Source organism: Geovibrio sp. ADMFC3 (assembly GCF_054687035.1).
Genome location: NZ_BAAFZG010000002.1, coordinates 2,148,962 through 2,167,183, shown reverse-complemented (window position 1 = coordinate 2,167,183; position 18,222 = coordinate 2,148,962). Strand labels below are relative to the sequence as shown.

General features: G+C 44.5%; 15 protein-coding genes. 3 read left to right on the top strand and 12 right to left on the bottom strand.

Going from position 1 to position 18,222, the window contains the following annotated elements:
* Position 1: 1 nt before the first annotated feature.
* Positions 2-1,006: an N-acetyl-gamma-glutamyl-phosphate reductase gene (gene argC / locus ACYRYY_RS10665; protein WP_460215582.1), complete on the top strand. Its 1,005-nt coding sequence runs from the start codon at positions 2-4 to the stop codon at positions 1,004-1,006.
* Between the two features lie 190 nt (positions 1,007-1,196).
* On the top strand, positions 1,197-2,396 hold the full coding sequence (gene argJ / locus ACYRYY_RS10660) for a bifunctional glutamate N-acetyltransferase/amino-acid acetyltransferase ArgJ (protein ID WP_460215581.1): 1,200 nt from the start codon (positions 1,197-1,199) through the stop codon (positions 2,394-2,396).
* A gap of 61 nt (positions 2,397-2,457) precedes the next feature.
* On the opposite strand, the gene ACYRYY_RS10655 is transcribed toward argJ, so the two are convergent.
* The 3 genes from ACYRYY_RS10655 to ACYRYY_RS10645 all read right to left on the bottom strand — a co-directional run bounded on the left by ACYRYY_RS10655 (position 2,458) and on the right by ACYRYY_RS10645 (position 8,254).
* A complete protein-coding gene (locus tag ACYRYY_RS10655; protein WP_460215580.1) occupies positions 2,458-4,839 on the bottom strand; it encodes a flagellin N-terminal helical domain-containing protein in 2,382 nt (793 codons plus the stop codon).
* Positions 4,840-5,409: 570 nt separating this feature from the next.
* Entirely contained in the window at positions 5,410-5,796 is a 387-nt protein-coding gene (locus ACYRYY_RS10650; RefSeq protein WP_460215579.1) for a flagellar protein FlaG, read from the bottom strand.
* Positions 5,797-5,872: 76 nt separating this feature from the next.
* The gene (locus ACYRYY_RS10645) at positions 5,873-8,254 is read right to left on the bottom strand and encodes a flagellin N-terminal helical domain-containing protein (protein ID WP_460215578.1); all 2,382 of its coding nucleotides are present in this window, start codon (positions 8,252-8,254) and stop codon (positions 5,873-5,875) included.
* A gap of 476 nt (positions 8,255-8,730) precedes the next feature.
* On the opposite strand from ACYRYY_RS10645, the gene ACYRYY_RS10640 reads away from it, so the two are divergent.
* The gene (locus ACYRYY_RS10640; RefSeq protein ID WP_460215577.1) at positions 8,731-10,650 is read left to right on the top strand and encodes a motility associated factor glycosyltransferase family protein; all 1,920 of its coding nucleotides are present in this window, start codon (positions 8,731-8,733) and stop codon (positions 10,648-10,650) included.
* Between the two features lie 21 nt (positions 10,651-10,671).
* On the opposite strand, the gene pseB is transcribed toward ACYRYY_RS10640, so the two are convergent.
* The 9 genes from pseB to ACYRYY_RS10595 form a co-directional block, all read right to left on the bottom strand.
* On the bottom strand, positions 10,672-11,673 hold the full coding sequence (gene pseB / locus ACYRYY_RS10635; RefSeq protein ID WP_460215575.1) for a UDP-N-acetylglucosamine 4,6-dehydratase (inverting): 1,002 nt from the start codon (positions 11,671-11,673) through the stop codon (positions 10,672-10,674).
* Positions 11,670-12,230: a UDP-4-amino-4,6-dideoxy-N-acetyl-beta-L-altrosamine N-acetyltransferase gene (gene pseH / locus ACYRYY_RS10630; protein ID WP_460215574.1), complete on the bottom strand. Its 561-nt coding sequence runs from the start codon at positions 12,228-12,230 to the stop codon at positions 11,670-11,672. The genes pseB and pseH overlap by 4 nt, the downstream gene beginning before the upstream one ends.
* 7 nt (positions 12,231-12,237) lie before the next feature.
* Entirely contained in the window at positions 12,238-13,290 is a 1,053-nt protein-coding gene (gene pseI / locus ACYRYY_RS10625) for a pseudaminic acid synthase (protein WP_460215573.1), read from the bottom strand.
* Positions 13,287-13,877 (bottom strand): formyltransferase family protein, encoded by a 591-nt coding sequence (locus ACYRYY_RS10620; protein ID WP_460215572.1) that lies wholly within the window; start codon positions 13,875-13,877, stop codon positions 13,287-13,289. Before ACYRYY_RS10620 ends, pseI begins: the two co-directional genes overlap by 4 nt.
* A complete protein-coding gene (locus ACYRYY_RS10615) occupies positions 13,874-14,815 on the bottom strand; it encodes a PseG/SpsG family protein (protein WP_460215571.1) in 942 nt (313 codons plus the stop codon). The genes ACYRYY_RS10620 and ACYRYY_RS10615 overlap by 4 nt, the downstream gene beginning before the upstream one ends.
* Positions 14,812-15,630 (bottom strand): cytidylyltransferase domain-containing protein, encoded by an 819-nt coding sequence (locus ACYRYY_RS10610; protein ID WP_460215570.1) that lies wholly within the window; start codon positions 15,628-15,630, stop codon positions 14,812-14,814. The genes ACYRYY_RS10615 and ACYRYY_RS10610 overlap by 4 nt, the downstream gene beginning before the upstream one ends.
* Positions 15,615-16,763: a UDP-4-amino-4,6-dideoxy-N-acetyl-beta-L-altrosamine transaminase gene (pseC, locus tag ACYRYY_RS10605; RefSeq protein ID WP_460215568.1), complete on the bottom strand. Its 1,149-nt coding sequence runs from the start codon at positions 16,761-16,763 to the stop codon at positions 15,615-15,617. The genes ACYRYY_RS10610 and pseC overlap by 16 nt, the downstream gene beginning before the upstream one ends.
* A gap of 152 nt (positions 16,764-16,915) precedes the next feature.
* Positions 16,916-17,668, bottom strand: a complete 753-nt coding sequence (gene phsC, locus ACYRYY_RS10600; protein ID WP_460215567.1) for a thiosulfate reductase cytochrome B subunit — start codon at positions 17,666-17,668, stop codon at positions 16,916-16,918.
* A gap of 11 nt (positions 17,669-17,679) precedes the next feature.
* Positions 17,680-18,219 (bottom strand): 4Fe-4S dicluster domain-containing protein, encoded by a 540-nt coding sequence (locus ACYRYY_RS10595; protein WP_460215566.1) that lies wholly within the window; start codon positions 18,217-18,219, stop codon positions 17,680-17,682.
* Positions 18,220-18,222 lie beyond the last annotated feature (3 nt).

Here is an 18,222-nt window from a genome sequence, read left to right as displayed (position 1 = left end):
TGTGAAGATCGGAATTATCGGAGCCACCGGGTTCACCGGATTTGAACTGGTTAAAATTCTTGCTAAACATCCGGAATTTGAAATCGCATCGCTTACCAGCACATCGCTTGCGGGTACGCCCTATTCATCAGTTTATCCACAGCTCCGAGGCATTGTCGATAATATAATTGAAAGCGATGATTATGAGAAATGTGCAGAAAAAGTTGATGCAGTATTCCTCTGCCTGCCACACACAGCAAGTCAGGAAGCCGCAGCCTTCTTCCTCTCCAAAGGAAAAAAAGTTGCAGACTTAAGTGCTGACTTCCGGTTGGGAAGCAAAGAGCTATACGAATTCGTTTACAAAGTTCCACACAAAAAAGAGGAACTCTTCTCAGAAGCAGTTTACGGCATGCCTGAAATATTCGGCGAACAGCTTAAAACAGCAAACCTCGCCGCAATACCCGGCTGCTACCCAACGTCAGTGATCATGCCCCTTTATCCCCTTTTAAAAGAAGGACTTATAGACGGGGAATTCATAGTTGCGGACAGCAAATCAGGCATCACAGGCGCTGGAAAAACTCCGTCCGAAAAAACTCATTTCTGCAACGTGCAGGAAAACTTTCAGGCATACGGAGTCCTCAACCACAGACATAACCCCGAAATAAATTTCATCCTCGGCAAATCGGGCAGAAATGTGGATGTTATATTCACACCCCACCTTGCACCTATTAATAAAGGGATAGAAAGCACCATATACGCAAGGTCACACACAGATCTTTTTAATCTGGCGGAATGCCTGAAAGCATTCTACAAAGGCAGGAAGTTTGTCCGAATACTTGACTTCGGGAATACCGCCGCCACAGCCAATGTGCGTGACACTAACTTTATAGATATAGCCCTGTTTAAAAAAGCGGATAAACTCGTTATCACCTCGGCGATAGATAACCTCGTCAAAGGAGCAAGCGGAGCCGCTGTTCAGTCCATGAACGTAATGTGCGGACTGGATGAAACAACAGGACTGCTGTAGGGGATTTAATACTTTTTCTAACTGAAAGAACCCTTTCTTTCACAAAAAAGAACGGGTTCTCTCAAACTCTCTCCCAAAGAAACTGATTCTGTCATGCAAAGCAGGTGAGTTTTTGAAGGGTTTTAGAGAAACTTTGTTCCTAAAAAGTTTCCTTAAGAGATTACAATGAAACAAATTCAGGAGATTTAACATGGAACATATAAAAGACGCTGGCATATGCGCACCTTTGGGATTTTCGGCATCGAGTGCTGTTGCGGATATTAAGGGCAACGGTAAAGGCAAAAAGGATATGGCTCTTCTTTATTCAGAAGTTCCTTTTAGTGCTGCGGCTGTATTTACATCCAACAAGTTCTGCGCTGCTCCGGTTATTCACGGGCGGGAACTTATTGGGAAAGAAGGCAAATTCAGTGCAATAGTGGTAAACAGCGGAAACGCAAACGCCTGCACAGGAGAAAAAGGGCTTGCCGCATGCAATGAGATCACAGCGGCTTTTGCTGATGAGCTTGGTGTGGATGAAAAAGCGGTGCTTATATCCTCCACCGGAGTAATCGGGGTTCAGCTTCCTGTGGATAAAATGGCATCCAAGGCAAGTGAACTTATTGATGAGCTTGACTCATCCAACTCTACGGAGTTTGCAGAAGCAATTATGACCACAGATGCTGTTAAAAAGGAATACGCCGTGCTGGTGGAAACCCCTAACGGTGCCTATGTTGTTGCCGGAGCAGCAAAAGGAGCGGGTATGATAGCTCCCTCAATGGCAACAATGCTGGCATTTATCACAACTGACGCCGCAGTCAAACAGGACACATTGCAGGATGCCCTTAACTACGCAATGGCAGACAGCTTTAACAGCATAACTGTTGACGGAGATATGAGTACCAATGACACTGTATTTCTCTTTGCAAACGGCATGAGCGGTGTGATTCCTAACAGGGATGAATTTTTTGAAGCTGTTAAAACCATATGCGTAGAGCTTGCCAAAATGATAGTGAGAGACGGAGAAGGAGCAACAAAGTTCTGCACTTTTAAGGTTGTAAATGCTGCGACTGATGAAGATGCGAAAAAATGCGCCTTCGCTCTGGCTAATTCTCCTTTGGTAAAAACAATGCTGCACGGGGAAGATCCGAACTGGGGAAGAATTTTCGCAACTGTTGGCGCATGCGGAATAGCATGCAGACAGGACAACGTTGACTTGTATTTTGAAGATCTGAAATACGCTGAAAACGGAGTGATTATTGACTATGCACTGGAACCTAAGGCAGCAGCGATAATGAAAAAGACTGATATTGAGATAACTGTTGACCTCAAGGAAGGCACAGCCTCAAAAACTGTCTACACATGCGACTTTACCAAAGAATATATCTCTATAAACGCCGATTACAGAAGCTAAAAAGACAAAAAAAGGCGGTGGGCTGACCACCGCCTTTCTTAATTTATTATTGTACGTTCCCTTAACCGAGAAGAGAAAGAGCCATCTGCGGAAGGCTGTTAGCCTGAGCAAGCATTCCGATGTTTGACTGCATAAGAATCTGGTTCTTTGTGAACTTAGCCATTTCATCTGCTATGTCAAGGTCACGAATCCTTGATTCTGCTGCTGTCAGGTTCTCTCTGGTGGTGTCAAGACCTGTCATGGTGTATTCAAGCCTGTTGATCTGCGCACCAATGGTTGCTCTTACGCCGGATACTGTGCTGAGTGCCTTATCAAGCTTAGTGATTGAACTCTGAGCAAGATCCTGGTCAACCATAAGAACATCATCTATACCAAGTGATGTGGTATTGATCTGAGGAATGTTCGTAAGGATAGTCTGACCTTCGTTAGCACCTATCTGCATTTTCATTGCGCTGTCAACAAGGTGAAGTTTAATGTCTTCACTTTCGCCAGTGGCGCTGAATGTCATCTCTTTCTTAGTTGAGTCCCAAGCAATGTCCACTCCGACATTACTGTTAACTTTCACATCAACACCGCCGATAACGCCTCTGAGAGTGGAATCGTTCACCTGATCAGAACCGATAAAAGCGCCTGTGTGAGCATCAGTAACCTTGATAGTGGTTTCGCTGTTTTCACCTTCCTGAATTGTGGCAAGTGAAAGAGCGTTGATAAGGTTCTGGTCGCCTATGAAAGAGAGCTTGCTGTCATCGCCGAGGCGTGCAGTCTGGATTACAAATGTACCTGCAAGGGCTTCATTTGAATTCTTGGTAACATCACCGCTGGAAACATAGTTCACAAGGTTGTTGTTCACTGTTGCAGCCTGATCGCTGGTATCTGAAGTTGCTCCCATGCCGAGGCCGACTATAGCATTACTGAGTTTCTGCTCGAATTCCGCAACTGTGTCATCTCCCTCAAGATAGATGGTAGATGAAGTGCCGTTTCCGAAAATAGTAAGCTCCTGAGCGCCGGAAGAGAAAATGTTTACTCCGTCATCTGTTGTGAATCTTGCGATATCTTTAAGCTTAGTCGTGCTGGTGGCTGCTTCGCCGCCGCCGGCTATCTTAACATCAAATGTTCCGCCCGTAGTTACACCAAGTTCATCTCCGTCACCGTCTTCAAGAGATGCTTTGAAAGTAAAAGTAAGGCTGCCAACATCAAGGTTGCCTGTCTCTGCGTTAAGAGAAGCAACATGAACTGTTACATCGTTATCTTCATTTTCAAGTGTAAGACTGTTGTCTTCGTCAGCGCCGCTATAAACTATCGTAGGACCGCTGTCCCCTACCTTGATAGAACCGCCGGAAGTTGCAACATTCGCATTGTCATAAGACGCTGAAACGCTGCTCATCAGCTTGTCGCCTTCCTGAAGAACCGCACCGGCACCCACTGTCCATGTCATTTCGTCTCCGGCTGTTGCTCCGCCGAGAGTGCCGAGATCAAAAGCGAATGCGTTATCTGCATCAACCCATGTACCAACTGCTGAAACTGTGCTGATCTCTCCGGTCTTGGAGTCAACAAATGTAAGAGTAAAGGCTGCTGTAGCACCGTCTGCAAGATCATCAACTTCAAGGTTCTCACCGGCTTCAACAACAAGATAACCGGAACCGATAGTAGAAGTTGCACTCACTGCCATTGTGTTGGTAAACACTGACGTTGACTGCCTGTGGAAGCCTACTACTTCTGAAGTAACGTTCGCTGTGGCTGAACCGTCTGAAGAGGCCACTGTAACTGAAAGATAGTCATCTCCTGTTGCAGCTATGGATACAGGATTACTTACTGCGCTTACATTGGAGTCATTAGCTGTTCCGCCGGCTGTTGTGATCTCTGCACCGATTGCGCCTTCGTTAAGGCTCATTACGTCTGATTTGTAAACGTAGTTCTGACCGGGGTCTACTGTAACGTTAAGGTTGTAGTTGCCTTCGGCTACTGCGCTCTTAACTATTACGTCTATGTCTGAGCTGTCTGACGACCAAAGAGCTGTTGCGTCTCCGTTAAGAAGTTTCTTAGTGTTGAACTCTGTTGAAGAAGATATACGGTTGATTTCTTCTTTAAGCTGGTCCACTTCCTTCTGGATTTCCGCTCTGTCGTTGGTGGTATAAGTACCGTTACCCGCCTGTACAGCAAGTTCTCTCATACGCTGGAGCATATCCTGTATGTTCTGCAGTCCGCCTTCTGCTGTCTGAAGAAGCGATATACCGTCCTGGGCGTTAAGAGAGGCTCTTTTGAGACCAGATATCTGACCTCTCAATTTCTCAGATATCGCCAAACCTGATGCGTCGTCAGAGGCTGAGTTGATCCTGAGACCGCTTGAAAGTCTTTCAAGGGATTTACTTACCGCGTTGTTTGTCTGTCCCAAATATCTCTGAGCTGTGAGTGAAGGGACGTTAGTGTTGATATACATTGCCATTTTATACCTCCTTGTGTCTAAATGGCCCGGCATCCATGCCGTTTTTACTCTTGGTTATAAAAACTGTTAAAACCCTACCCCTAAGAGGGAACACGAATACGAGAAAAAATCTTTCGTATCAGCACCTCCATGAAATATGCCGTCACTGAAATTTTTGAAAAAAAAAGACCGATGACAGGGTAAACCTGACATCGGTCTGACTGTTTCAGTACCGTTCATATTTTTGTATCTTTTAAAAAACTGCATTCATGTTTTTAGCGTTTGCAGCTTTTTCTCTGTATGTATCAAGTATCGAAAATACCGGGAATAACTTTAGATAAAAGTGCAAAACAATGCTTGATTATAATAAATATCAATAATGCAGAAAATTGCTTAAAAGATAATAATATTAGCTTAATAAGCAATAATTACTCATTATAAACTAAAAATATAGAGTTATTAGAGATAATAATTTTATTTCAGATTGTACTTAAATAGGAACAACTCGACTAATATTGGTTTCATCAATAAAAAGACAGAGCAGCAAGATAATCACCGCTCTGCCTCTGGTTATTGTAATTTAAAAGATGTTCAGAACCTTTCATCAAGTATAAGTCCGACCATCTCTTTAATATTTCTCGAAAGCCTTAAGGCCTCTTCAGAAGGAATCTGTTTGATCACACTGCCCTGATCCTTATCAATAAGCTTTACAATCACTTCATTGAGCTGTTTTTCGACGCTGAACTCTCTCTTAACATCAAGTGATTTCAAGCCCTCATTAAGTATCTCAACTGCAATTTCAACATCTTCCTGTTTAACTTTTTTTTCTTTTTCTGTGTCCACCTTTTCGGCAGCGTTGCCGAAGAGTTTTTCATTAACCAGTTTTTTTGACTGCGAAACACTCTCAGTATTCTGTACTTTTGCTCCGCTGCCCGCATCAGGTGTACCTGCTTGAACGTTCTTTACAGATTCAATCATGATAACACCTATATAATCTTTCACTACAAATAGTCCTTACGGGCGGTTATTAGCCGCCCGTAAGAAGAATATTTTATTAACCGAGAAGAGAAAGAGCCATCTGCGGAAGGCTGTTAGCCTGAGCAAGCATTCCGATGTTTGACTGCATAAGAATCTGGTTCTTTGTGAACTTAGCCATTTCATCTGCTATGTCAAGGTCACGAATCCTTGATTCTGCTGCTGTCAGGTTCTCTCTGGTGGTGTCAAGACCTGTCATGGTGTATTCAAGTCTGTTGATCTGCGCACCGATGGTCGCTCTCACGCCGGATACTGTGCTGAGTGCCTTATCAAGCTTAGTGATTGAACTCTGAGCAAGATCCTGGTCAACCATAAGAACATCGTCGATACCAAGTGATGAGGTATTGATCTGAGGAATGTTCGTAAGAATAGTCTGACCTTCGTTAGCACCTATCTGCATTTTCATTGCGTTGTCAACAAGGTGAAGTTTAATGTCTTCTGTTTCGCCAGTGGCTGTGAATGTCATCTCTTTCTTAGTTGAGTCCCATGAAGCATCAACACCAACGTTGCTGGATATTTTCACATCAACACCGCCGATAACGCCTCTGAGGGTTCCGTCACTTACGTTGTCAGAACCGATAAAAGCGCCTGTGTGAGCATCAGTAACCTTGATAGTGGTTTCGCTGTTTTCACCTTCCTGAATTGTGGCAAGTGAAAGAGCGTTGATAAGGTTCTGGTCGCCTATGAAAGAGAGTCTGCTTTCATCGCCGAGGCGTGCAGTCTGGATTACAAATGTACCTGCAAGGGCTTCATTTGAATTCTTGGTAACATCACCGCTGGAAACATAGTTCACAAGGTTGTTATTAACCGTTGCAGCCTGTTCGCTGGTTTCTGAAGTTGCTCCCATGCCGAGGCCGACTATAGCATCACTGAGTTTCTGCTCGAATTCCGCAACTGTGTCATCTCCCTCAAGATAGATGGTAGATGAAGTGCCGTTTCCGAAAATAGTAAGCTCCTGAGCGCCGGAAGAGAAAATGTTTACTCCGTCATCTGTTGTGAATCTTGCGATATCTTTAAGTTTAGTCGTACTGGTGGCTGCTTCGCCGCCGCCGGCTATCTTAACATCAAATGTTCCGCCTTTCGTTACACCAAGCTCATCTCCGTCACCGTCTTCAAGAGATGCTTTGAAAGTAAAAGTAAGGCTGCCAACATCAAGGTTGCCTGTCTCTGCATTAAGAGAAGCAACATGAACTGTTACATCGTTATCTTCATTTTCAAGTGTAAGACTGTTTTCTTCGTCAGCGCCGCTATAAACTATCGTAGGACCGCTGTCCCCTACCTTGATAGAACCACCGGAAGTTGCAACGTTCGCATTGTCATAAGACGCTGAAACGCTGCTCATAATCTTGTCGCCTTCCTGAAGAACCGCACCAGCACCCACTGTCCATGTCATGTCGTCTCCGGCTGTTGCTCCGCCGAGAGTGCCGAGATCAAAAGTGAATGCGTTATCTGCATCAACCCATGTACCAACTGCTGAAACTGTGCTGATCTCTCCGGTCTTGGAGTCAACAAATGTAAGAGTAAAGGCTGCTGTAGCACCGTCTGCAAGATCATCAACTTCAAGGTTCTCACCGGCTTCAACAACAAGATAACCGGAACCTATAGTAGAAGTTGCACTCACTGCCATTGTGTTGGTAAACACTGACGTTGACTGCCTGTGGAAGCCTACTACTTCTGAAGTAACGTTCGCTGTGGCTGAACCGTCTGAAGAGGCCACTGTAACTGAAAGATAGTCATCTCCTGTTGCAGCTATGGATATAGGATCACTTACGCCGCTTACGTTGGAATCATTAGCTGTTCCGCCGGCTGTTGTGATCTCTGCACCGATTGCGCCTTCGTTAAGGCTCATTACGTCTGATTTGTAAACGTAGTTCTGACCGGGGTCTACTGTAACGTTAAGGTTGTAGTTGCCTTCGGCTACTGCGCTCTTAACTATTACGTCTATGTCTGAGCTGTCTGACGACCAAAGAGCTGTTGCGTCTCCGTTAAGAAGTTTCTTAGTGTTGAACTCTGTTGAAGAAGATATACGGTTGATTTCTTCTTTAAGCTGGTCCACTTCCTTCTGGATTTCCGCTCTGTCGTTGGTGGTATAAGTACCGTTACCCGCCTGTACAGCAAGTTCTCTCATACGCTGGAGCATATCCTGTATGTTCTGCAGTCCGCCTTCCGCTGTCTGAAGAAGTGATATACCGTCCTGGGCGTTAAGAGAGGCTCTTTTGAGACCAGATATCTGACCTCTCAATTTCTCAGATATCGCCAAACCTGATGCATCATCAGAGGCTGAGTTGATTCTGAGACCGCTTGAAAGTCTTTCAAGGGATTTACTTACTGCGTTGTTTGTCTGTCCCAGATATCTCTGAGCCGTGAGTGAAGGGACGTTAGTGTTGATATACATTGCCATGATTTCCTCCTTGCTGGCACCAGCTGGACTTCCTTGTCCTGCGGTTTAACCCGTCCAAACCGAGCCGGAACATTTCCGCGTCGAAAGTGGCTGTTTGGAGAGTTACAAAATTCTTTTTTATTTGCGGTCTAAAGAACCTTGTGCAGAGGGCTGAAAATAAAAAAAGGCCGATGGCTATTAAATAGCCATCGGCCCGATTATTTCAGTACCGAATCGCATATAGGGATTCTTTATAAAAACCGTTTTTTGAGGAGAGCTTAAACTCACCTGAGTGTTATATCGGCAATAATTCCTGACACTTTAATTTTTTTTATCATTTAAATAAAAAAAATTTCAGCACACGAATTGCCCGTGTTCTCAAACATTATTTATCAGCTAATTACATCCTTAGACACCGGGTAAAACTTCGGGTCATCCCGCATTGACTCACCGGTTCTTTTCTTATACAATTTCCTATCAAAGACAGGATGGATTTAATGATAAAAGAAAAAAACCTTAAGGCTCTTAAACAATGCCGTCCGGAACTGTATAATCTGGTGGTAAATACTAAAATCTCATCCAGATACAAAGTTGTCTCATCACTTCATCCGAAGAAATATCCTAATCTTCTTGATACTCTTATCGGCAAATATTACTACGACAATAGAGATCCTTTAGGAAATTCCAAGAAATTAATCACTGACAAAAAAATAAATGTGCGTCATCTCTCGGTTTATCTGGGTATGGGGCTTTTTTATAATATAATGAACTATGCTTCTCTTTACGGAGCAGCTGATTCGCAGTTTTTGATCATAGAAAAAGACCCTGAAATCTTTGCTCTGGCAGTGGAGCATATAGATATAGAAAAATACCTGAGAGAAGAAAGATTTCACTTTATTGTAGGAAAAGACCTTAATGAACTCTACCCCTACATGAACAGATTTATGAGTTCGGGAAATAATAAATTTTTCTCTAAAGCTATAAACTATATCGAAGAGCCTGCATCATTTACCAGCAATAAAGACTATTATATCAGCGCAGTGAGAGTTTTAAATGATGCAATAAAAGAGGTAATACTTTTCTTCGGTAATGATCCTCTGGACTCCCTCATAGGGATTGACCACACCTTCGTAAACATCAAAGAAATAGTTGAATATCCCGGCATAGCCGATCTTAAGGATAAGTTTAAAGGACGCCCCGGAATAATAGTATCCACCGGACCTTCTCTTAATAAAAATATACACCTGCTTAAAGGGCTTGAAGACAAGGCAGTGATTGCCGCTGCGGATGCATCTGTCAGAGTTATGAAAAAGCACGGCTTCAAGCCTCATTTTGCCACATCACTTGAAAGAGTGGAGGCAACAAGCAAACTTTTTGAAGGGCTCACGGAAGATGATGTGAGAGACATCTACCTAGCCGCCTGCCCTGTTGTGCATCCGCTGACCTATGAAAATTTCAAAGGCGACAGGATCGTGGTTTACAGAAACTTTGCCACGTTTCAATGGCTTGATATACCTAAAGGAACACTGGACATAGGTCCTTCCGCTGCCAACATGGCATTTAAAATTCTGGAATATATGGGGTGCAACCCTATCATCCTTATAGGGCAGGATCTCGCTTTCGGTGAAGATGACCTTACCCACGCAGCAGGCAGTACCTACGGTGAAAAAGAGGAAATATACTACAAACGCAAAAACCTCATGGTCGAAGGCAATTATGTTCCTCAGATCAAAACGACAGCAGTCTGGGATACTTTCCGGAAATATTACATGAAAGATATAGCTGTTTTTTCAGGCAAGGTTATTAACGCTACCGAGGGCGGGGCCAAAATTCACGGGACAGAGCTGATGACTTTTGCAGACGCCATAGAGCAGTATGTGAAAGATGTTCCGCCCGCAAATATAACAGCGCTTTTTAAAGAGTACCTTCATAAGCCCGACCAGAATGAAATTATGGAATGTTATGAAAAAACTCTTAAAAAGGTTGAATACAGCATAAACTACTGTGAGTCTGCCATGAAAAGGCTTTATGACGGATATTTAGACTGTGTGAAATACAAAGATGAAATCCTTGAGCCTTTTATACTTAACGGCAAATATGATCATGAGAAAGCGGTAAAACTTATAAGAAAGAGCGAAACTGTGAATTCCATATTTGCAGAGCAGGACTTTTTTCACATTCTTATGCACTATGTCCAGTCATATTACATACGGACAATGATCGAGATTCATTCTGTTCTTGCCAGCCACAACAAGCAGGAAGAGAAAAACAACGGAATCATGATGCTTATGAAAGACATGCTGGGAGTAATGGTTGAGCTGATTAAAAAAATGCTGAAAATGCTTTATGTTCTGAAAGCCTTACTGGAAGCCAACCTGAACAAAGTAAAAAAAGAAGAAGCAGAAACCGCCGGATAAACCTTTCCGGCGGGAAAAATCCTAGTCAACAATATTTATATCGGCAGTCCAGTTCCTAAGTTCATCAACGGTAAGGAAATGCGGATTGGAGTCTGATTTATAGAAGAACTCAGGCTGAACCTTTGTTCCGCCATCTGTAAAATGCCTGTCCAGTGACCACCATGAATAGTTGGGATATATGATATAGTAGCTGTCATACTCATATGTCATGGGAGCATCCTCCATTGTGATCATCTCCTCATGCATTTTTTCCCCTTCACGTATGCCAATCTCTTTCAGCTCCGCATCAGGAAGCATGGCTTTTGCCAGATCGGTTATATTGAATGAGGGAATCTTCGCTACATAGATCTCTCCGCCTTTTGCTTCACTTATTCCTCTCATAACCATCTGCACGCCTTCATCAAGGGTTATCCAGAAACGTGTCATGCGGAAGTCGGTAATGGGGAGAGTTTTCTCGCCGCTCTCAATGAGCTTTCTGAAGAAAGGAATTACCGAGCCCCTGCTGCCAGCCACGTTTCCGTATCGCACAACACTGAACTTCGTTTTTTTAGAGCCCGCATAAGCATTGGCTGATGTGAAAAGCTTGTCGGAAACGAGCTTCGTTGCGCCGTAGAGATTAACGGGATGCACAGCCTTATCTGTGGAGAGGGCTATAACTTTTTCCACACCTCTGTCGATTGCGGCGTCTATTACGTTTTCCGCTCCGGTTATATTTGTTTTTATCGCTTCCATGGGGTTGTATTCGGCGGCAGGAACCTGTTTCAGCGCTGCTGCATGAACAACAATATCCACACCGTCAAACGCACGGTACATCCTCTCCCTGTCTCTGACATCACCTATAAAAAAGCGGAGCTTAGGCAGGTGCGCCGCAAAATCGCTCTGCATAACATACTGCTTGTACTCATCTCTGGAATAGACAATAACCTTTTTGGGATTATGGTTTTCCAGAATATATCTGATAAATTTTTTACCGAAGGATCCTGTGCCTCCGGTAACAAGTATGGTTTTGCCGTCTATATTCATTTATTCCTCTCCGATCCGGAAATTATTTTCAAAGCCTCATCCCGCATTATACCCATTATTATAACATCCTCACGAACTCCGCCGTGAAAGGCAAAGCTCCTCAGCCTGCCCTCATGTGCGAATCCGTTTCGTTCGTAAAAGGACACGGCTTTCTCATTGGAAGCCATGACCTCAAGCTTCAGTGTTTCAAGCCCGAATTCAGCAAAAGCTATGTGCAGAAGCGCATTCATCAGAATGCCTCCCCTGCCCTTTTCTCCGTTCTCAGGGTTGGCGTAAATACCAAGATATGCAGATCTGAAATCACGGTTAAAACCGTTTATGCTTATGACCCCTAAACCCTTTCCGCCGGATTTCACCATCCAGTAAAATGCGCTGTTTTTAGAAGCAAGACCTTTTATAAATGCCTCATGCTCCTCAAGGCTGATTTTATGTGCGGTAAACATCCATCTGCTGACTTCAAAACTGTTTCTCCACTTCAGGACAGAAGCGGAGTCATCTTCATTCATATTTATGAAATTCTGCGCATATGCAAAACCTAAATCATAATCTTTCTGCATAATAATTTTAATCCGTAAACAGATCAAAAGATGCAGGAGTGCCTTTTTTCAGGTCACATGCTGCTTTCTTGCCGAGAATTTCTTTATAATATTTGGGATGCAGCCCATATCCCGGTCTCACAGAGCGGAGATTCTTTTCATTCATTATTTCGCCCTTCTTCACATCTTCGGCTATAAAAAGTGAACGTGAAAAGTTTCTGCTCTTTTCCGCCTTGGGAGTGAGAATATAATCAGCCCTGCCGAGGGATGCCTCTGCGGTGCGGACATCTTCAACCATCTTTTTAAATTCATCAGGTTCCATGGAAAAAGCCGAATCAGGTCCGCCGAGTTTACGGTCCAGTATAAAGTGTTTTTCTATAACCTTGGCTCCAAGGCTAACTGACACCACAGGTACAATCGAGCCATGGGTATGGTCGCTTATACCGATGTGGACGCCGAACTTATCTGCCATATCCGGCATAGTGAGCAGATTTGCTTCCTCCGGAGAGGCGGGATAGGCGCTTGTGCATTTCAGCAGAATTATCTGCTCATTCCCTGCTCTGCGCACTGTTTCCACTGCAAGCTCTATGTCCTCAAGATGTGCGATGCCTGTGGAAATAATAATTGGTCTGCCTTTGGATGCAGTGTATTCTATAAGCGGTATATCTGTTATTTCAAAAGAAGCAATTTTGTAAGCAGGGACATCCATTTTTTCAAGAAAATCCACGGCGGTGAAATCAAAAGGGCTTGAAAAGCACACCATTCCCAGTTCATCCGCAAGCTTTTTAAGCTTCGGCTGCCACTCCCAAGGGGTATATGCCTCGCCGTAAAGCTCATAAAACGTTTTGGAGTCCCACAAAGTGCCCTGATTTATTCTGAAAAGCTCATTGTCAGCATTAAGAGTGAGGGTATCCGGCGTGTAAGTCTGGAACTTCACAGCGTCCGCGCCTGATTCCTTCATGGCGATGATCGTTTTCTCCGCCAGCTCATAATTTTGCAGATGGTTGCAGGAAAGTTCAGCAATGATAAAAGCGGGGCTTACGTCAGATATCACCCGCCCTCCGATGAAAATATCTTTCATTCAGTCTCCGCGCAGAGTTTTTTAAGCTCTTTTATGCTTATGGTCAGTCCTTTATCTTCAATAATATGCCTGAACCTGTCAAGTTCAGCAGATTTATGCACGGAACCGCCTTTTTTCTGCTTAGAAGGAATAATGCGCCTTTCACGCAGGTATTTCCAGTTTGACTTAAACATATCAAAAAGCGCATCATGAAGCTTGGTATAGGAGCTTAACAGCGTTTCTTCCGATTCATTAAGCACTATTTCTTCCTGTATAAGGATATCCCCCGTGTTCATCCCCTGATCCGCCTTGTGAATTGTAACACCTTTAGGAGTATTATCAAGAAAGCTCCATATGTTAGGGTCTGCTCCTTTATTCCATGGAAGATAAGAAATATGCAGATTTATAATTCCATCATCCATCATCTTAATAACATCATCAGGTATTAAGTATTTATACGAATAGCTTAGAATAAGATCCGGTTTAATTTCATCCACAAGCGTAAGATCAATCCTGTCACCTATAACTGTGACGTTTTCTCCCGTTTCTTTAAGCCATTCAATAAGAGGCTTTGAAACCTCGTTGTTTGTCAGCACGGCAATCTTCATTCCGCAACCTCCATAATCATGCTTACCGCCCTTCTTACCCCCTGTCCGTCTATATAAAGAGGACCCAGAGAAGACATGGAACGGTTTTTATCTTTGTCTTGGATATGTGTTAGTGTCTGTTTTATAAGTTTATCAAAGTTTTTATCTCCGTAAAAGCCCACTGATATAGCAAAGCCAGTTTTCTTCCAGTTTTCAAGATTTATTCTCTGGTTTTCCGCCATACCGAATAAAACAGACGGCACAGCAGTTCTTGCCAGTTCATAAGAGGTTTGCCCCGCCGCAGATACTGCAAACAGCCGTCCGGACATCATCTCAGCCATTCCGCCTGCACTCAGTCCGAAAAAAGCCTGAACACGGGCTGAATCAACAGGCTTCGCCTCACTGATTACAAAAATATCCTCCCCTGTATTATCAAGAAGAAGTCTGCATATCTCAGAGGCTATTTTTCCTGCACCTGAACCGCCGGCACTTAAGAAAATTCCGCTGCGTTCTTCCGGATAGCTGTCAAAATCCCAGAAAGGTCTGCGCAGCATAGCGTATTTACACCCCGCAAGAATCATCTGGGAAGGCTTGCCCTTATACGGAATATTCTCTGCAAATAAAGAACCGTTGAGAACTATCCCTTCAGGATAATCGAGCCTGTTTGTATCATCTATAAACACACACAGCGAACCGTATGAAGCAATTTCTGTGAGCTGTTTTTCGGTTGTAAGATATGAATCAATTACGCAGACATCATAATTTCTGCAAAGGCCGGTTTCCGTTGTCCAATCAGCAGAATAAACATCGCAGCCGGTAAATTTCAGATCGCACTCGCCCTGAATAAATAAATCGGCAGTTACTCCTTTTTCCTCAAAGCCTTCTTTCAGGGCTCTGCACCTGCCGTAATGTCCGTATCCGATACCCTTTCCTGCGGAGGTGAAGATTCCTGTCTTCATTTGTTCTCTCTTCTCAGTATCTCTGCCGCACGGCACATGTCCTGCTTTTCAAGCAGTTTCACCGCGGCATCTATCTCATCCTTTTCATTTTCATAAACAGTCTTATGGATTACAGGCTTCGTTATAAATGAAAGCCACTTCTTCTGTTCAAAAAGCTCCTCAAGTTCTTTCAGCCCGAAGTCATCCCCAAGAAACTCAAAAACAGCGCATAAAAGAGCGTAGTCCTCCGGTGTATCCAGAGTAACTCTGATGTCTGAAGTATTTTTATTCTGTACAAGGTGTACAACCTTAAACACGCCTGTTTTGTATAGATAAGGAGTAACATGCTCCCTGTAGAGCTTGCCTTCCGCCTCTTTGTATGCCTTTTCCAGAGCGTCAAAGGTAAAAATCTCCGCATCCAGACCGTGGGGATAGGTTCTTTCATGGGTATTTGAAGCATAGTCGGCTCTGCTTCCTGTAAACTTCCGCACCAGATCGCCCAGTACTTCAGGGTCATGGCAGGGGCAGTCGGAGGTTATGCGCATCACCGAGTCAAATCCGGCTTCCTTAGCCGCAAGATAATAACGCTCAAGGACATCATCCTCACTTCCCCTGAAAGAGCGCACGCCAAGCCTTGCCGCCTCATTTACAACCATGAGATCCGCCTCTTCCGTTGTGGTGGCAACAATTACCTCTGCTGCTTCCTTAACCTTGAGACAGCGGCGGACAACGTGCTCCAAAGCCGTCTTCTCACCATGTTCAGGCAGTTTTTTGAGGATTTTTCCGGGCAGTCTGGTTGAGCCCATCCGTGCCTGAATTATTATTCCGAGACGCATTTTACAGCCTCCCGCACACATTCGATAACATAGTCCTGCTCAGCATCTGTCAGGGAAGGAAACATAGGCAGGCTCAGTTCCATGCTGTAGAACCTCTCCGCTTCGGGCAGTGAAAAGCCTTCAAATCCGTTTGCTCTGTAGTAGGGGTGCATGTAGACAGGCAGATAATGAACCTGCGCATAGACCCCTTTAGTGCGGAGAAAGTCGTAGATACTTTTGCGTCCTTTTTCTATGCGGAGGGGGTAAAGGTGGTAGGCATTTTCTCTGTTTAATTTATGCGGCGGAGTCTTCAGCCCTTTTATGGAACTGAAAGCCTCATCATATTTTGCGGCAATCTCACGTCTTCTTTTAACAGACGTCTCAAGCCTTGAAAGCTGGCTTATACCCAGAGCGCACTGAATATCCGTCATACGGTAGTTATAGCCCAGTTCCTGCATCTCATTATACCAGCCGCCGTGGGGTTCTTCAATGAAGCCGTCTCTGGTTATGCCGTGGCTTCTGAATCTCGCAAGTATATTACGGAGATTTTCATCATTAGTAAGAACAGCACCGCCCTCTCCTGTTGCAACATGCTTAACAGGGTGGAAGCTGAAAACTGTCATATCAGAATAAGCACAGTTTCCTATCTGTCCGCCGTTATAAACAGCACCCAGAGCATGACAGGCATCCTCCACAACCATAAGTCCGTTTTCACTGGCAACGGAGCGTATCCTTTCCATATCAGCAGGCATGCCGGAGTAGTGCACAGGGGCAATAAGTTTTGTTGATTTATCGATAAGAGCAGGGATTCCGTCTGTGTTTATATTGCCTGTATCATCTTCAATATCGCAGAACCTGGGAGATGCGCCGAGGTAAAGTCCGGCATTTGATGTGGCGGCAAATGTCATCGGGGTAGTGATGAAGCTGTCGCCTTTTTCAAGTCCTGCGGCATAGTAGGCTCCGTGAAGTGCCGCTGTTCCGTTTGAAAAAACAACGGCAAAGCGTGCGCCGCAGTAAGAGGCGAGTCTTTCCTCAAACTCCGCAACCTTCGGACCCTGTGTGAGATAGTCAGAGCGGAGTGTCTCCGCAACGCATTTGATGTCGTCTTCCGTTATTTCCTGTTTTCCGTATGGAATAATCTTATCAGCGGACACAGCTTTCACCTACAGTGAGTTATATGATCTGTATAACGCCAAGACAAAGAAAAGTCCAGTCACTTACAACACAACCCCCCGAGGCTACACCTCCGTCGGGGGGTTATGAGGGTGGTACTATGAAGAAGTATTACTCTGTTGGAGAGAGTCTTTTAATGTTTTTCAGATGCGTCTTCCCTGTGGTACCCGTCTATCATCCCTTTAAGAAGCTGGGTAAGATAACCGCCGCAGGTGCAAAGATAAAGGTGGGCTATGATGAATATCAGGGAAATTACGCCAAGAGCCAGATGCACCACAATTATCATCCCCTTGTACCCTGCTATCCCCATAAATTCGGGATAGAGAGCAAGGAGCCCGCTCACAGCGAGAAGGGGCATAAGAGCGTAAACGACTCCTATGTACGCCACCTGCTGAAGGGGGTTAAACTTGCATTTTTCTGTTGAATGAAAGGGGTGTGCTTCGCCCTTCATTATTCCGAAGAGATAAAACATTCCCTGCCTGATTATTCTGCCCACAAATCCGCTAAGCTGGATGAGGTAATGCCTTCCGTTGCCGGTAACTATATTGACACCGATAAAATATATCCAGACAGCCACGAATACCTGACCTGCAACATGGTGAATCTTCACAAGAGCGGGTACGGGACCGAAGTGGTTTACTATGCCTGTTGCCAGAAGAACAGCAAACAGGAGAGCGTTAAGCCAGTGCCATACACGGACAGGCAGGCTGTAGAGATAAAGCTTATGCTCAGCCGCTGCCTTGCGTTCGGGAGCGAATATTTTTCTGAGCATAAAATGCCCCGCCACACCCGCCAGAGTGAGGGCAGTGAGTACGGCAAGAATAACCAGCCATAAAGGCCAGTAGTCCGGAGTGTAATTTATATCTGAACCCCATATGCTTGTCATGGTTGATCTCCTTAGTGTATTTCTTTGCGGCGGTAAACGCTTGCTGCGCCTGCGTTGCCTTTTGATTCCCTGTACGATTCAGGATGTTTGGAGAGCCATTCGGCAGCCTCTTCTGAATCCGCCTTTACAAAAGAAAGAGCGTCCGTGGGGCACACGCTCACACATATGGGGAGTTCCCCTTTGGCAAGCCTTGATTCCGCACAGAAGTCGCACTTATCGGGACATCTGGTTTCAGGATCCATATAACGCACATGGTAGGGGCATGCGGACTGGCAGTAAGAGCAGGAAATACATTTTGCATCGTTTACTCTCACCAAGCCTTCAGCATCAATATATGAAGCTCCCGTGGGGCATACGCTCACACAGGGAGATTTCTCACAGTGCTGGCATGACACTCTGTAAAACTGGTATCTGTCTTTATCCGGCTTTATCTGAACCTGAACACGTCCGAAGCCTCTGGGAACATCATTCACATTGGCGCACCCGACTGTGCAGGCCTGACAGCCTATACATTTTTTTTCATCGTGAAACATCAAGTAGTTAGATTTCATGTT

What these genes read in the sequence shown, in the direction of transcription:
- argJ (WP_460215581.1), top strand. Translation starts at nt 1,197, where the DNA reads ATGGAACATATAAAAGACGCTGGCATATGCGCACCTTTGGGATTTTCG.
- ACYRYY_RS10655 (WP_460215580.1), bottom strand. Translation starts at nt 4,839, where the DNA reads ATGGCAATGTATATCAACACTAACGTCCCTTCACTCACAGCTCAGAGA.
- ACYRYY_RS10650 (WP_460215579.1), bottom strand. Translation starts at nt 5,796, where the DNA reads ATGATTGAATCTGTAAAGAACGTTCAAGCAGGTACACCTGATGCGGGC.
- ACYRYY_RS10645 (WP_460215578.1), bottom strand. Translation starts at nt 8,254, where the DNA reads ATGGCAATGTATATCAACACTAACGTCCCTTCACTCACGGCTCAGAGA.
- ACYRYY_RS10640 (WP_460215577.1), top strand. Translation starts at nt 8,731, where the DNA reads ATGATAAAAGAAAAAAACCTTAAGGCTCTTAAACAATGCCGTCCGGAA.
- pseB (WP_460215575.1), bottom strand. Translation starts at nt 11,673, where the DNA reads ATGAATATAGACGGCAAAACCATACTTGTTACCGGAGGCACAGGATCC.
- pseH (WP_460215574.1), bottom strand. Translation starts at nt 12,230, where the DNA reads ATGCAGAAAGATTATGATTTAGGTTTTGCATATGCGCAGAATTTCATA.
- pseI (WP_460215573.1), bottom strand. Translation starts at nt 13,290, where the DNA reads ATGAAAGATATTTTCATCGGAGGGCGGGTGATATCTGACGTAAGCCCC.
- ACYRYY_RS10620 (WP_460215572.1), bottom strand. Translation starts at nt 13,877, where the DNA reads ATGAAGATTGCCGTGCTGACAAACAACGAGGTTTCAAAGCCTCTTATT.
- ACYRYY_RS10615 (WP_460215571.1), bottom strand. Translation starts at nt 14,815, where the DNA reads ATGAAGACAGGAATCTTCACCTCCGCAGGAAAGGGTATCGGATACGGA.
- ACYRYY_RS10610 (WP_460215570.1), bottom strand. Translation starts at nt 15,630, where the DNA reads ATGCGTCTCGGAATAATAATTCAGGCACGGATGGGCTCAACCAGACTG.
- phsC (WP_460215567.1), bottom strand. Translation starts at nt 17,668, where the DNA reads ATGACAAGCATATGGGGTTCAGATATAAATTACACTCCGGACTACTGG.
- ACYRYY_RS10595 (WP_460215566.1), bottom strand. Translation starts at nt 18,219, where the DNA reads ATGAAATCTAACTACTTGATGTTTCACGATGAAAAAAAATGTATAGGC.